This window comes from Geomonas oryzisoli (genome assembly GCF_018986915.1).
Taxonomy (GTDB): Bacteria; Desulfobacterota; Desulfuromonadia; order Geobacterales; family Geobacteraceae; genus Geomonas; species Geomonas oryzisoli.
Genome location: NZ_CP076723.1, coordinates 2,109,496 through 2,122,227 on the forward strand (window position 1 = coordinate 2,109,496; position 12,732 = coordinate 2,122,227).

A 12,732-nucleotide genomic window follows, 5' to 3' on the forward strand; every position below is an offset into this window, starting at 1 on the left:
CAACCATCAGACTGAAAGCATCCACGTAGGTACCGGCAGCTTGAATTAAGTCCTGATATTTAGATGTAACTTAGATCACAGTTAACCCAATTAATTCCGGTTGTGCCGACGGACAAAAAACGGGAGCCCCACCGGAATGAAGCTCCCGCGCATAAAGTGACAGTGGTTGCAGCGACTCAATATTTCTCGAACCGTTGATCCTGTTCTTCAAGATCCAGAACCGCTCCCGAGTAGGTGAGCTTGCTGGAGGCGGGCTTAAGCCCGGCTTTTCTGGCCGCAGGTTTCGTGGGAGCTCTGCGCAGGGGGGCAGCGCCCTTGTCCCCTTTGTTGCCGGCGGTGAGAAGGGAGATAGCGCTTTGCAGCTGCTCTGCCTGTCCCGCGAGCTCTTCGGCGGTGCTGGCCATTTCTTCGGCAGCGGATGCATTCTGTTGGATCACCTGGTCGAGCTGCTGGATCGCCTGGTTGATCTGCAGCACGCCTGCGTCCTGCTCCTTGCAGGCTGCAGTGATCTCCTGTACCAGCTCGGACGTTTTCTGAATGTTCGGGAGCATCTGCGCCAGCATCTCACCCGCCTTGTCCGCAACCTCAACGCTCCCCTGGGACAGGCTGGATATCTCGGCAGCAGCCTTCTGGGAACGCTCTGCGAGTTTTCTCACCTCGCTTGCCACAACCGCGAAACCTTTGCCGTGCTCACCGGCACGGGCCGCCTCGATGGCGGCGTTCAGGGCCAACAGGTTGGTCTGGCGGGCGATCTCCTCGATTATCGAGATCTTTCCGGCGATCTCCCTCATGGCCTGCACCGTCTTGGTGACAGCCTGGCCGCTCTCCTTGGCGTCGGCAGCGGTCTGCAATGCGATCTTCTCCGTCTGCAACGCGTTGTCCGCGTTCTGACGGACATTGGCGGACATCTGCTCCATGGACGATGATGCTTCTTCCGCGGCCGCGGCCTGTTCGGTCGCCCCCTGGGAAAGCTCTTCGGCGCTTTGCGACATCTGCTGGCTGCCGGAGGAGACGTTGTTGGCAGCGCCCATAACCTCGGAGACCACTGCCCGCACCGAACGGATGATGAAAAGGGCCACCGCGATCACGATGCCTACCACGATCAGCGTCGAGGTCACCGCCAGGACCAGCGCGGATTTCTTGATGGCTATCGCGTCCTTGCTCCCCTTGTCCGACAGCACCAGGTTGTACTTCAGGTGGGTGGCGAAAACGCTGTCGGCCTTGGTGCAGACAGATTTGTTGGCCATGAACAGCTCTCTTGCTTCATTGTTTTTGTTGGCGCGGGACAAGTCCAGCACCTTGTCCACCAGGGCATAGAGCTCTGCGACGACGGCACGGTCATCCGCGAGATACTGCTTGTCCTTGTCGTCGGAGAGAAGCTGCTCGTACTCTTTGAGCGCCTTGTCCACCTCTGATCTCCCATCCTGGATGATCCGGTCCAATTCAGCCATCTTGGCGTGATCGGTGTTCAGGATGTGGATCAAGGTGTCGCTTTGCACATCACGCATCGCTATCGAAGCCCTGTTGAGGACCGTGATACTCGGGACGCTGTTAATGTTGCCGTAGTTAGCGGCGTTGTAGACGCGCTCCGATTGGAACTCATTGAACACCGTGAGTCCCACCATCGCGAACACCGAAACGAACAACAACAGGAATAATCTCTTCGAGATAGACATGCGCAGCTCCTTTTCGCCTCTCCGCCGGTTGGCGAAGGCCCTTTCTCATTGCCCAAGTCTTTTCGGAATTGCAATACGGTTCTTTAGTAAAAAAATTGGCTATTCACGACGGCTGGTATTAGGCGAACAGCCAACGTTGTACCAACCGTGTGTAGCGCGGCATTACCACGTAAACCATGAGGAAAACGATGATTCCGGAAATGAACAGGGTGTCGAGGTAGGGAAGGGGAGGTACGCCGATCCTGCGTAATAGCGGCATTACGGCCAGCGGCACACACGATGCCAGCGGAAAGATTGCCGACCAGGTCACCAGGAATTGCTTCCAGCGGACCGGTACTTTGGCCTTCGCGCCGGACGGGGTGAACCAGAAGTCGAGGCCGCTACGCACCAAGAAATCGTCATCGCCGGCGAGCAAGGGGCGTACCTTTTCGATCAGCCGCCGGCGCACCTCCGAGTTCATCCACTCTTGCAGGTGCTCGGCGGTATCGAAGCGGACGATTATGGTGTAGGTCTCCGACAGGTCGGGCAGGGGGCGAACTATGTGCCAGTCGAGATGGCCCAGGGACGCCCTGCACAGGGGGCCAATTTCGTTGAGCCACTCGTTGTACCCTGCCTGCTGCCCTTCCTTCACCCGGTGGGTGATGACCACCGTGGCCCCCTGCTGCAAGTTCTGCGGGAATTTGTCTTCCTCACCCATGGGGTCTCACCCTCACAGCCAAAAAATGAAGAGGGGTGCAGTGCATGCCACCCCTCCGAGAATGTATCACTGTCAGCTGACGGTGCTTACAGTGCGATGTAATTTCCGGTCCCCGTAGCATCGAGCTCGAGCAGGTAGCCGATGCCGGTCCCGGTGTAGGTCAGACGCACTCTCGCCCCATTGTCACCGGTGAACAGAAGTTGCCCTGAGATCGGATCCCCGTAGATAGTGGTGGTAGTGGAGAGAGGGGTGAGGGTGGTCATGGTGACATAGCCGTGATCGGAGTGATAAAAGGTTCCCTGGACGGTCATGGTGCTGTACGAGACAACCATGCTGAAATCCTTGTACCAGTAAGTCTTACCGGTTGCTCCGTCGATGAAGACCATGGAGAAGGTGATGGTTTTATCGAGGCCGTTCTCGATCGTCATCCTGCCTTTGACAGTGACGAACGTTCCTGCGTCGCCGCCATAAAGCCCCGGCTCAGCGATCTGAAGGGAAGAGATGACGATGGAGAGGCGGTCTAACTCCCCTGTTGCCGCAACGGAACCGCTGACAGTGACCGTGCCCGACAGGATTGCCGAACCAGCGGCCGGCTGGTAGGCGTTGTAGGTGAAGGTCGCCGACAACTTGCCCGTCGCGGGATCGAGAGAGCCGACATAGCTGAACGAACCGGAGTAGCCGTATTCGGTCCCGCTGGTTGCCTGCGCGACCGTCTTGGCCATGGCAGGTTTCCGCACCATCGACGCGACGCTGCTTTCAAGAACGTCTGAGAGCGATTTGACCGTGATTGAATCCGGACGAGAGGCGGCTACGTTCTTGGCAATCGCCCCTAAGGACGACACGCTGTCGAGACCGTCCATCACGTCGATCGACATCTGAGTTGCATTGCCGGCCGTCAGGGCTGCCGGGGCTGTCTTTCCCGTATAACCCGTCGTCTCGCCGCCCCCACCGCCACATCCCGCAAACTGCATCAGGGCGATCACCAGGGCCATTACTTTGGCAAACTTCATAAGCATCTCTTCCTCCTTCATTCATTCCATAATCTTGGCTACGAACAGCGCAAATTCGTTGCAGGATAACATCGCTATTAATGATAAACAACGAAAAAGTACAAACCAGTGACCGCTAACGATGCGGAGAACCACTACAGTGCCACCCCTTCCATGATCTGCCACCGGAGTCATGTTTCCACTCGACGCGTGGTTGCTGCCGCTAATTTGGGCGGCCTGCCCGTTGTCGTGCCACCTCTTCTTCGGAGTCCTGCGCGTGGCACTGAATACTTTCCATAGTGTTTTGCGACGTAATTCCGGTGAGTTGCGTCGACTGAGATTTGCGTATACCGTCTTGGAGTTTGCCGGTGGCACAGCTTCTGCTCTACCAGCTCAATGCCTGACGGCAGGTCGAGGGCAACGGCGCCCACCACGCTTTGAAAAACGGAGCTTGCGCTTCGGAGGGAGGCGACATGGGTGAGCAAACAAGAGTCTTCATCGGCGATACCACGTTGCGCGACGGCGAGCAGACCGCCGGCGTTGTCTTCAGCGCTCGAGAGAAGATCGCCATCGCAAGGCACCTCGACGCCATGGGGGTGCACGAGCTCGAATGTGGAATCCCAGCGATGGGTGAGGAGGAGCGCGAGTCGATTCGGGCCCTGGTCGACCTGGGACTGTCGGCCCGGCTCATCACCTGGAACCGCGCCCTGGTGACCGACATCGAGGCGAGCATCGCCTGCGGCATTGAGGCCGTGGACATCTCGCTGAGCGTCTCGGACATCATGATAGAGCACAAGATCAACAAGAGCAGAGAGTGGGTGCAGGAACAGCTCAAACGCGCGCTGGGGTTTGCCAAAGGGAAGGGGCTGTACGTCTGCGTCGGCGGCGAAGATGCCAGCCGTGCCGACGGCGACTTCCTCATCGAGTTGATGCGGACCGCCCGTGACAACGGCGCCGACCGCTTCCGCTTCTGCGATACGCTCGGCATCCTCGACCCGTTTGCCATGTACGAGAAGGTGGCGCGCCTGAGCGCGGCGGTTCCGGAACTTGAGATCGAGGTGCATACCCACAACGACCTGGGCCTCGCCACCGCAAACGCCCTTGCCGGAGTCAGGGGCGGTGCACGCTACATCAGCACCACGGTCAACGGCCTTGGCGAGCGCGCCGGCAACGCCGCCCTGGAAGAGGTGGTCATGGCCCTCAAGGTCGCCTGCGGCATCGACGTGGGCATCGACACCAGGCGCTTTCGCGCCGTATCCAAGCTGGTCGGGCGCGCATCCAATCGCGAGGTGCCGGCCTGGAAGGCGGTAGTCGGGGAAAAGGTCTTTTCGCACGAATCCGGCCTGCATGCCGACGGGGTGCTGAAGGATCCGCGCAACTACGAGCTGTTTCCGCCGGAAGAGGTGGGCCTCACCAGGCACATCGTGGCCGGCAAACACTCCGGCACCAACGGGATCGTGGAAAGCTACCGCCAGATCGGCATTCCGGTCTCGCGGGACGAGGCGCAGGAGCTCATGGCACTGGTGCGCAGCACTGCGCAGCGCATCAAGGGACCGCTGGCGCCGAAAGACCTGATCAAGCTGCACCAGGCGCGCTCAGTCTCGCTGGCCGCGTAATGCTGCGCGGCCCGGGGACGGTCAGACGAGCCTCACGCCGGTGCACAATAGTTAGGCAATTGCCTTGCTCGAAAGCTCGACAGGATGAAGATTGAGAAAACGGTAAACGATATATCAACGCAAAAGCAGCAAGTTACGGATTGGCACAGCAACTGCAATAAAGAAGACAAAACCGAATAGGGATACACCGAGGTATTCCAACTAGAGCAGGAAGGCAAGGGCGCCACCGTAGCAATACGGAGCGCCCTTTTTTATTGGAATTGGCCTCGAAAACCAAAAGAGCCCCGCGCCGCCTTCGAATCTGAGGTGGCCGGACGAGACCGGCGGGTTCGTCAGAGTGGCTGACGATGTCGGTCGAGCGGTTACCGGTAGACGGCGACGGCAGTGGGGCACACAAAAAGGAGAAGGAACATGAGACAGATCGCGATTTACGGCAAAGGCGGCATCGGCAAATCCACCACCACCCAGAACACTGTGGCAGGCCTGGCATCCCTGGGCAAGAAGGTCATGATCGTCGGCTGCGACCCCAAAGCTGACTCGACCCGTCTTATCCTGCACGCCAAAGCCCAGTCCACCGTCATGGATCTCGTCCGCGAGCTCGGCACCGTTGAGGACCTCGAGCTCGAGGACGTACTCAAGGTCGGCTACGGCGACGTCAAATGCGTCGAATCCGGCGGCCCGGAGCCGGGTGTCGGTTGCGCAGGCCGCGGGGTCATCACCGCCATCAACTTCCTCGAAGAAAACGGTGCCTACACCAGCGACCTCGACTTCGTCTTCTACGACGTTCTGGGCGACGTCGTCTGCGGCGGATTCGCCATGCCGATTCGCGAGAATAAGGCGGAGGAGATCTACATCGTCTGTTCCGGCGAGATGATGGCCATGTACGCCGCCAACAATATCGCCAAGGGCATCCTGAAGTACGCCTCCTCCGGCAAGGTGCGTCTCGGCGGCCTGATCTGCAACTCGCGTAACACCGACCGCGAGGACGAACTGATCATGGCGCTCGCAGCGAAACTCGGCACCCAGATGATCCATTTCGTCCCCCGCGACAACCAAGTCCAGCGCGCCGAGCTCAGAAGGATGACCGTCATCGAATATTCGCCTGAGCACAAGCAGGCCGATGAGTACCGCGAACTGGCCCGTAAGATCTCCGAGAACAAAATGCTGGTGGTGCCGACCCCGCTTACCATGGACGAACTCGAGGAACTGCTGATGGAGTTCGGCATCATGGAAGCCGACGACGAGTCGGTCGTCGGGGTGGCAGAGGCGGCATCGAAGTAACCATCTACCCAGGGCCCGGTGCTCTCGAGCACGGAGCCGGAGGAAATTTTATGTCCACTGAAATAAAGACCGTAGAAGGAATCACGAAAGAGTCGACCCAGGCCATGATCGACGAGGTCCTGGAACTCTATCCCGAGAAGGGTAAGAAAAAGCGCGCCGCGCATCTCGCGCCCAACGACCAGGCATCCGGTTCTGCCTGCGTCAAATCCAACAAAAAGACCGTCCCCGGCGTGATGAGCGCCCGCGGTTGCGCTTACGCTGGCGCAAAAGGGGTGGTGTGGGGCCCGATTCGCGACATGGTGCACGTATCGCACGGCCCGGTCGGCTGCGGATGGTACTCCTGGGGCACCCGGCGTAACCTCATGAGCGGCATCACCGGCGTCGACAGCTTCCCGATGCAGTTCACCTCCGACTTCCAGGAGAAGGACGTCGTCTACGGCGGCGACAAGAAGCTCGCCACCTTGCTCCAGGAAGCAAAGGACCTCTTTCCGCTCGCCAAGGGGATCTCGGTCCTGTCGGAATGCCCGGTCGGTCTGATCGGCGACGACATCAACCAGGTCGCGAAGGTTGCCGCCAAGGAACTGGACATCCCGGTCATCCCCTGCAACTGTGAGGGTTTCCGCGGTGTTTCCCAGTCGCTGGGTCACCACATCTCCAACGACACCATCCGTGACTACATCATCGAGACCCGCGAGTTCCCTGATCCCATCGGGCCTTACGACATCGCACTGATCGGCGAGTACAACATCGGAGGCGACGCCTGGTCCACCAAGCCGCTCCTCGAGGAGTGCGGTTTCAACGTCAAGGCGGTCTGGACCGGCGACGGCGAGATGGACCGCATCGCGGCCACGCACCAGGTGAAGCTGAACGTGATCCACTGCTACCGCTCCATGAACTACATGTGCAAGGTCATGGAAGAGAAGTACGGCATCCCCTGGATCGAGCTCAACTTCTTCGGCCCGACCAAGATCAAGGAGAGCCTGAGGAAGCTTGCGGAGCTCTTCGATGACAACATCAAGGCCAAGGTGGAGGCGGTCATCGCCAAGTACGATCCCCAGATGCAGGCGATCATCGAAGAGTACAAGCCGCGCCTGGACGGCAAGAAGGTGATGCTCTACGTGGGCGGCCTGCGTCCCCGTCACACCATCAACGCTTACGAGGACCTCGGCATGACCTGCGTCGGTTCCGGTTACGAGTTCGCCCACACCGACGACTACGACCGCACCGCACCCGAGATGCCGGACGCCACCGTGGTCTACGACGACGCCTCCGAGATCGAGATGGAGCACTTCGCCCACATCCTGAAGCCGGACCTGATCGGTTCGGGGATCAAGGAGAAGTACCTGTTCCAGAAGATGGCCATCCCGTTCCGCCAGATGCACAGCTGGGATTACTCCGGCCCGTACCACGGCTACAAAGGGTTCCCCATCTTCGCCCGCGACATCGACATGGCGGTCAACAGCCCGACGTGGAGCCTGGTTAAGGCACCGTTCTAACTTCATATTTACCTGGCGGTGTGACGGATGAGTCTCCCGCCGAAGGAGAAATGCAATGGCAAACAATCTCGGACTTAAAGTCAAGCCGGTCACCGAGACACCTGAATCCGAAATAAAGAGGGTGGCGGCCTGGATCAATACGGAGGAATACAAGGAGAAGAACTTCGCGCGTCAGGCCCTGGTGATCAACCCGGCCCACGCCTGCCAGCCGCTGGGTGCCGAGCTCGCCGCCCACGGTTTCGAGGGAAGCCTTCCCTTCGTGCACGGCTCCCAGGGGTGCGCTTCCTACTACCGCTCGACCCTGAACCGTCACTTCCGTGAGCCGGCTCCGGCCGTCTCCGACGCCATGACCGAGGACGGCGCGGTGTTCGGCGGCCAGAACAACCTGCACGAGGGGCTTGAGAACTGCTACAAGCTCTACAAGCCGAAGATGATCTCCGTCTTCACCTCCTGCATGCCGGAGATCATAGGCGACGACCTGACCGCGTTCATCAAGAACGCGCGCCTCAAAGGGTTCGTCCCCAACGACATTCCGATCCCGTACGCCAACACCCCGAGCTTCAACGGCTCACACATCCACGGCTACGACGCCATGCTGCTCTCCATACTGCAGACCTTGACCAGTGGCAAGAAAGTGGAAGGGCGCTGCACCGGCAAGCTGAACCTGCTTCCCGGCTTCGACGCCAACACCGGTAACATCAGGGAGTACAAGCGTATTCTGGAGGCCTTCGGTATTCCCTATACCGTGCTCGCCGACATCTCCGACGTCTTCGACTCCCCCAACGACGGCACCTACCGTCCGTACCCCGGTGGGACCAAGCTGGAGGACGCCGCCGACTCGATCAACGGCAAGGCCACCCTTGCCTTGGGGACTTACTCCACCGCCAAGACCTACGGCTGGATCAAGGACAACTACTCCGGCAAGCATGCCAGCATCCCGATGCCTTTCGGCATCGCCAAGACCGATGCATTCTTGCTGAAGCTCTCCGAGCTCACCGGCAAGCCGATCCCGGCTTCGCTGAAGGAGGAGCGCGGCCATGCGGTCGACCTGCTGACCGACGCGCACCAGTACATCCACGGCAAGAAGTTCGCCGTCTACGGTGACCCGGATTACCTGCTCGGCCTGGTCTCCTTCCTGCTCGAAGTCGGCGCCAAACCGACCCACGTGCTCTGCTCCAAGGGCTCCAAGAAACTCGAGAAAGAGCTGCAGGCACTGCTCGATTCCTCTCCGTTTGGCAAGGAAGGGAAGGTCTACATCAACAAGGACCTCTGGCATTTGAGGAGCCTGGTGATGACCGAGCCTGTCGATGCCATCATCGGCGATACCCACGGCAAGTTCGCCGCACGCGATGCCAAGGTGCCGCTGTTCCGCTTCGGCTTCCCGATCTTCGACCGGGTGAACCTGCACCGTGAGCCTCTGATCGGCTACCAGGGCGTCATGAACATGATGTCCACCATCTGCAACAAGTTCATCGACGTCACCGACGAAACCTGCGATGACCGTCAGTTCGAGATGATGCGTTAAAACCCAAAACCGTTAGCCACGGAGGAAATCTAAGAGAAGCAAAAGACTAAGACTTAACGTTAAGGCTTTTAGGTTTTCTCCGATGTTCTCAGAACTTCTCCGTGGCTAACGGTTTCAGCCCCAGAAAGGAGGCTCCAATGGCGAAGCCGGATTGGTACGACACGACAGACTGCGATACACACGACGCTGGGGCTCCCAAGTTCTGCAAGAAATCCGAACCGGGCGAGGGGACGGAACGAAGCTGCGCCTATGACGGTGCGCGCGTGGTCCTCATGCCCATCACCGACGTCATCCACCTGGTGCACGGCCCCATCGCCTGTGCCGGCAATTCCTGGGACAACCGCGGGGCACGCTCCTCGGATTCCCAGATCTACCGCCGCGGCTTCACTACGGAGATGCTGCAAAACGACGTGATCTTCGGCGGCGAGAAGAAGCTGTATCGCGCCATCCAGGAACTGGCGGCGCGCTATCCGGAGGCGAAAGCGATCTTCGTCTACGCCACCTGCGTTACCTCCATGACCGGCGACGATATCGAGGCCGTCTGCAATGCCGCCAGGGACAAGGTGAACATCCCGGTGATCCCGGTCAACACGCCTGGCTTCATCGGCGACAAGAACATCGGCAACCGTCTTGCGGGCGAAACCCTTTTCAAATACGTAATCGGGACCGCCGAGCCCGAGTACACCACCGACTACGACATCAACCTGATCGGCGAATACAACATCGCCGGAGACCTGTGGGGCATGCTGCCGCTCTTCGATCGACTGGGGATTCGCGTTCTCTCCTGCATCAGTGGCGATTCCAAGTTCGAGGACCTGCGTTACGCACACCGCGCCAAGCTGAACGTCATCGTCTGTTCCAAGAGCCTGACCAACCTCGCCAAGAAGATGCAGAAGAACTACGGCATCCCGTATCTGGAGGAATCCTTCTACGGCATGACCGACGTGGCCAAAGCGCTGCGGGATATCGCACGGGAGCTGGACGACCGGGTGAACGGCCTGGAGAAAAGGGTGATGCAGGACCGGGTGGAAAAGCTGATCGCCGAGTGCGAGGCCACCTGCCGCGCGGAACTTGCTCCCTACCGCGCCCGACTGGAAGGGAAGAGGGCGGTGCTCTTTACCGGCGGGGTTAAGACCTGGTCCATGGTCAACGCGCTTGCCGAGTTGGGGGTCGAGATCCTCGCCGCCGGCACCCAGAACTCCACCCTTGAGGACTTCTACCGGATGAAGGCGCTGATGCACGAGGATGCCTCCATCATCTCCGACACCAGTACGGCCGGGCTCCTTAACGTCATGTACGACAAGCTTCCCGACCTGATCGTTGCAGGCGGCAAGACCAAGTTCCTTGCATTGAAGACCAAGACCCCGTTCCTGGATATCAACCACGGACGCTCGCATCCCTATGCCGGATACGCCGGCATGGTTACCTTCGCCAAGCAGCTTGACTTGACGGTGAACAACCCTATCTGGCCCGCTCTCAACGGCAAAGCCCCCTGGGAGAAGGATGCCGCTGCACTGGAAGCGGATCTGGCTATAACATCAGGGCACGCAGCCGCGTTTGCTGCCATCGAGATGAAAGGATCGCGGGTGAAGGTGCCCACCAAAAACGCAACGGTGAACCCACAGAAGAACTCACCGGCGTTGGGCGCAACGCTGGCCTATCTCGGCATCGACGGTATGCTGGGCCTCTTGCACGGCGCCCAGGGCTGTTCCACCTTCATTCGGCTGCAACTCTCCCGACACTTTAAGGAGTCCATCGCGCTCAATTCGACCAGCATGAGCGAGGATGCCGCCATCTTCGGCGGCTGGGAGAACGTGAAGATGGGCCTGAACCGCGTCATGGAGAAGTTTAAGCCCGCCGTAGTCGGGGTCATGACCACCGGGTTGACCGAAACTATGGGCGACGACGTGAGAAGCGCGATCGTGCAGTTTAGAGAAGCCCACCCCGAGCACGATGATATTCCTGTGATCCATGCTTCCACCCCTGATTATTGCGGGTCGATGCAGGAAGGGTATGCCGCCGCGGTCGAAGCGATCGTCGCAACTGTGCCGGAAGGAGGCGTCTCAATACCTGGACAGGTAAGTATCTTGCCGGGTTGCCAGCTAACTCCCGCCGAGATCGAAGAAATTGCTGAGATCTGCCGTGCTTTCAGTCTTGATCCGGTGGTTATTCCCGACATCTCCAATGCCCTGGACGGCCATATCGATGCGACAGTTTCGGCTCTGTCCACCGGAGGGGTCAGCATCGAGCGGATCAAATCTGCCGGAAGAAGTGTCGCCACCCTGTACTTTGGTGATTCGCTGACTGACGCCGCCACCATTCTCAAAGACAAGTTCGGCATCCCGAGCTACGGCTTCACCTCGATCACTGGCCTTGTCGAGTCTGATCATTTGATGACCACGCTCTCTGCGATTGCGGGGAGGCCGGTTCCGGATAGGTTCCGACGCTGGAGAAACCGCCTCATGGACGCCATGGTCGACAGCCACTACCAGTTCGGCCAAAAAAAGATCGCGCTCGCCCTGGAGGCCGATCACCTGAAAGGAATGACCAGCTTCCTCAACGGTCTCGGCTGCGAGATCCAGGTCGCCATAGCGGCCACCAGGACCCGGGGACTAGACCAGTTGCCGGTAGAACACCTCTTCGTAGGGGATCTCGAGGACCTGGAGCAGGCGGCTGCGGGAGCGGACCTGCTGGTGGCCAACTCCAACGGTCGCCAGGCGGCCAAGAAGCTTGGGATCGGCGCGCACCTGAGGACAGGCATGCCGGTGTTCGACCGACTCGGGGCGCACCACAAGATGTGGGTAGGCTATCAGGGAACGCTGAACCTGATTTTCGAACTGGCCAACATCTTCCAGGCCAACGCCAAGGAAGCACAGAAGCTGGCGCACAACTAAAGCAGGTTAAATCTCAACCTCAACCTGGCTTTTAAGGAGACTCGCTATGAAGATCGCTTTTACTACCAGCACGGGCGAAACCATCGACATGCATTTCGGTCAGGCGGAGTCCTTCCACATCTGGGAGGTGGGGCCGGAAGAGGCACACTACGTCCAGACCGTCTCCGTGAGTGAGCACGGCAGCGACGAGGAGGACCGTATCGCCGCCCGCGCCAACCTCCTCTCGGACTGCGCCATCGTCTATACCATGCAGATCGGCGGTCCGGCGGCTGCGAAACTCGTGGCCAAACGGATCCACCCCATGAAGACCAACGTCGAGGTGGGGCTCAAAGAGTCGATCGAGAAGATGCAGGAGGTACTGAGGGGAAACCCGCCGCCCTGGCTGCGCAAGGCGATGAACAAGGACCAGGCGGGATCATTTCTGGACGAAGACTAGCCCCCTCCCCCTGGACGAGGACTAGCCTCCCCCCGGAGGGGGGAGGTTGGAGGGGGGGAAGCAGTGTTGCGCGGACTGCTTCCCCCTCCCTAACCCTCCCCCTCCGGGGGAGGGAACAAGAC

General features: G+C 59.6%; 9 protein-coding genes. 6 read left to right on the forward strand and 3 right to left on the reverse strand.

Going from position 1 to position 12,732, the window contains the following annotated elements:
- Nucleotides 1-176: 176 nt before the first annotated feature.
- From KP004_RS21485 to KP004_RS09355, 3 genes are all read right to left on the reverse strand, one after another.
- Entirely contained in the window at nt 177-1,676 is a 1,500-nt protein-coding gene (locus KP004_RS21485) for a HAMP domain-containing methyl-accepting chemotaxis protein (RefSeq protein WP_216802044.1), read from the reverse strand.
- Between the two features lie 118 nt (nt 1,677-1,794).
- On the reverse strand, nt 1,795-2,373 hold the full coding sequence (locus KP004_RS09350) for an antibiotic biosynthesis monooxygenase (protein ID WP_216802045.1): 579 nt from the start codon (nt 2,371-2,373) through the stop codon (nt 1,795-1,797).
- Nucleotides 2,374-2,459: 86 nt separating this feature from the next.
- Nucleotides 2,460-3,389 carry a hypothetical protein gene (locus tag KP004_RS09355; protein WP_216802046.1) on the reverse strand — a complete coding sequence of 310 codons (930 nt, stop codon included), beginning with the start codon at nt 3,387-3,389 and terminating at the stop codon, nt 2,460-2,462.
- 446 nt (nt 3,390-3,835) lie between these two features.
- Here KP004_RS09355 and nifV point away from each other — a divergent pair, with 446 nt between their 5' ends.
- The 6 genes from nifV to nifX all read left to right on the forward strand — a co-directional run bounded on the left by nifV (nt 3,836) and on the right by nifX (nt 12,610).
- A complete protein-coding gene (nifV, locus tag KP004_RS09360) occupies nt 3,836-4,978 on the forward strand; it encodes a homocitrate synthase (protein WP_216802047.1) in 1,143 nt (380 codons plus the stop codon).
- 411 nt (nt 4,979-5,389) lie between these two features.
- On the forward strand, nt 5,390-6,259 hold the full coding sequence (gene nifH / locus KP004_RS09365; RefSeq protein WP_216802048.1) for a nitrogenase iron protein: 870 nt from the start codon (nt 5,390-5,392) through the stop codon (nt 6,257-6,259).
- A 50-nt stretch (nt 6,260-6,309) separates the two neighbouring features.
- Nucleotides 6,310-7,755, forward strand: coding sequence for a nitrogenase molybdenum-iron protein alpha chain (gene nifD / locus KP004_RS09370; RefSeq protein WP_216802049.1), 1,446 nt, complete (start codon nt 6,310-6,312; stop codon nt 7,753-7,755).
- Nucleotides 7,756-7,810: 55 nt separating this feature from the next.
- The gene (gene nifK, locus KP004_RS09375) at nt 7,811-9,280 is read left to right on the forward strand and encodes a nitrogenase molybdenum-iron protein subunit beta (protein WP_216802050.1); all 1,470 of its coding nucleotides are present in this window, start codon (nt 7,811-7,813) and stop codon (nt 9,278-9,280) included.
- 137 nt (nt 9,281-9,417) lie between these two features.
- Nucleotides 9,418-12,174, forward strand: a complete 2,757-nt coding sequence (locus KP004_RS09380; RefSeq protein ID WP_216802051.1) for a bifunctional nitrogenase iron-molybdenum cofactor biosynthesis protein NifEN — start codon at nt 9,418-9,420, stop codon at nt 12,172-12,174.
- Between the two features lie 46 nt (nt 12,175-12,220).
- Nucleotides 12,221-12,610 carry a nitrogen fixation protein NifX gene (gene nifX, locus KP004_RS09385; RefSeq protein ID WP_216802052.1) on the forward strand — a complete coding sequence of 130 codons (390 nt, stop codon included), beginning with the start codon at nt 12,221-12,223 and terminating at the stop codon, nt 12,608-12,610.
- Nucleotides 12,611-12,732: the final 122 nt, after the last annotated feature.

Bases quoted from the DNA above. Each gene is read 5' to 3' on its own strand.
- KP004_RS21485 (WP_216802044.1), bottom strand. From the start codon at position 1,676: ATGTCTATCTCGAAGAGATTATTCCTGTTGTTGTTCGTTTCGGTGTTC.
- KP004_RS09350 (WP_216802045.1), bottom strand. From the start codon at position 2,373: ATGGGTGAGGAAGACAAATTCCCGCAGAACTTGCAGCAGGGGGCCACG.
- KP004_RS09355 (WP_216802046.1), bottom strand. From the start codon at position 3,389: ATGCTTATGAAGTTTGCCAAAGTAATGGCCCTGGTGATCGCCCTGATG.
- nifV (WP_216802047.1), top strand. From the start codon at position 3,836: ATGGGTGAGCAAACAAGAGTCTTCATCGGCGATACCACGTTGCGCGAC.
- nifH (WP_216802048.1), top strand. From the start codon at position 5,390: ATGAGACAGATCGCGATTTACGGCAAAGGCGGCATCGGCAAATCCACC.
- nifD (WP_216802049.1), top strand. From the start codon at position 6,310: ATGTCCACTGAAATAAAGACCGTAGAAGGAATCACGAAAGAGTCGACC.
- nifK (WP_216802050.1), top strand. From the start codon at position 7,811: ATGGCAAACAATCTCGGACTTAAAGTCAAGCCGGTCACCGAGACACCT.
- KP004_RS09380 (WP_216802051.1), top strand. From the start codon at position 9,418: ATGGCGAAGCCGGATTGGTACGACACGACAGACTGCGATACACACGAC.
- nifX (WP_216802052.1), top strand. From the start codon at position 12,221: ATGAAGATCGCTTTTACTACCAGCACGGGCGAAACCATCGACATGCAT.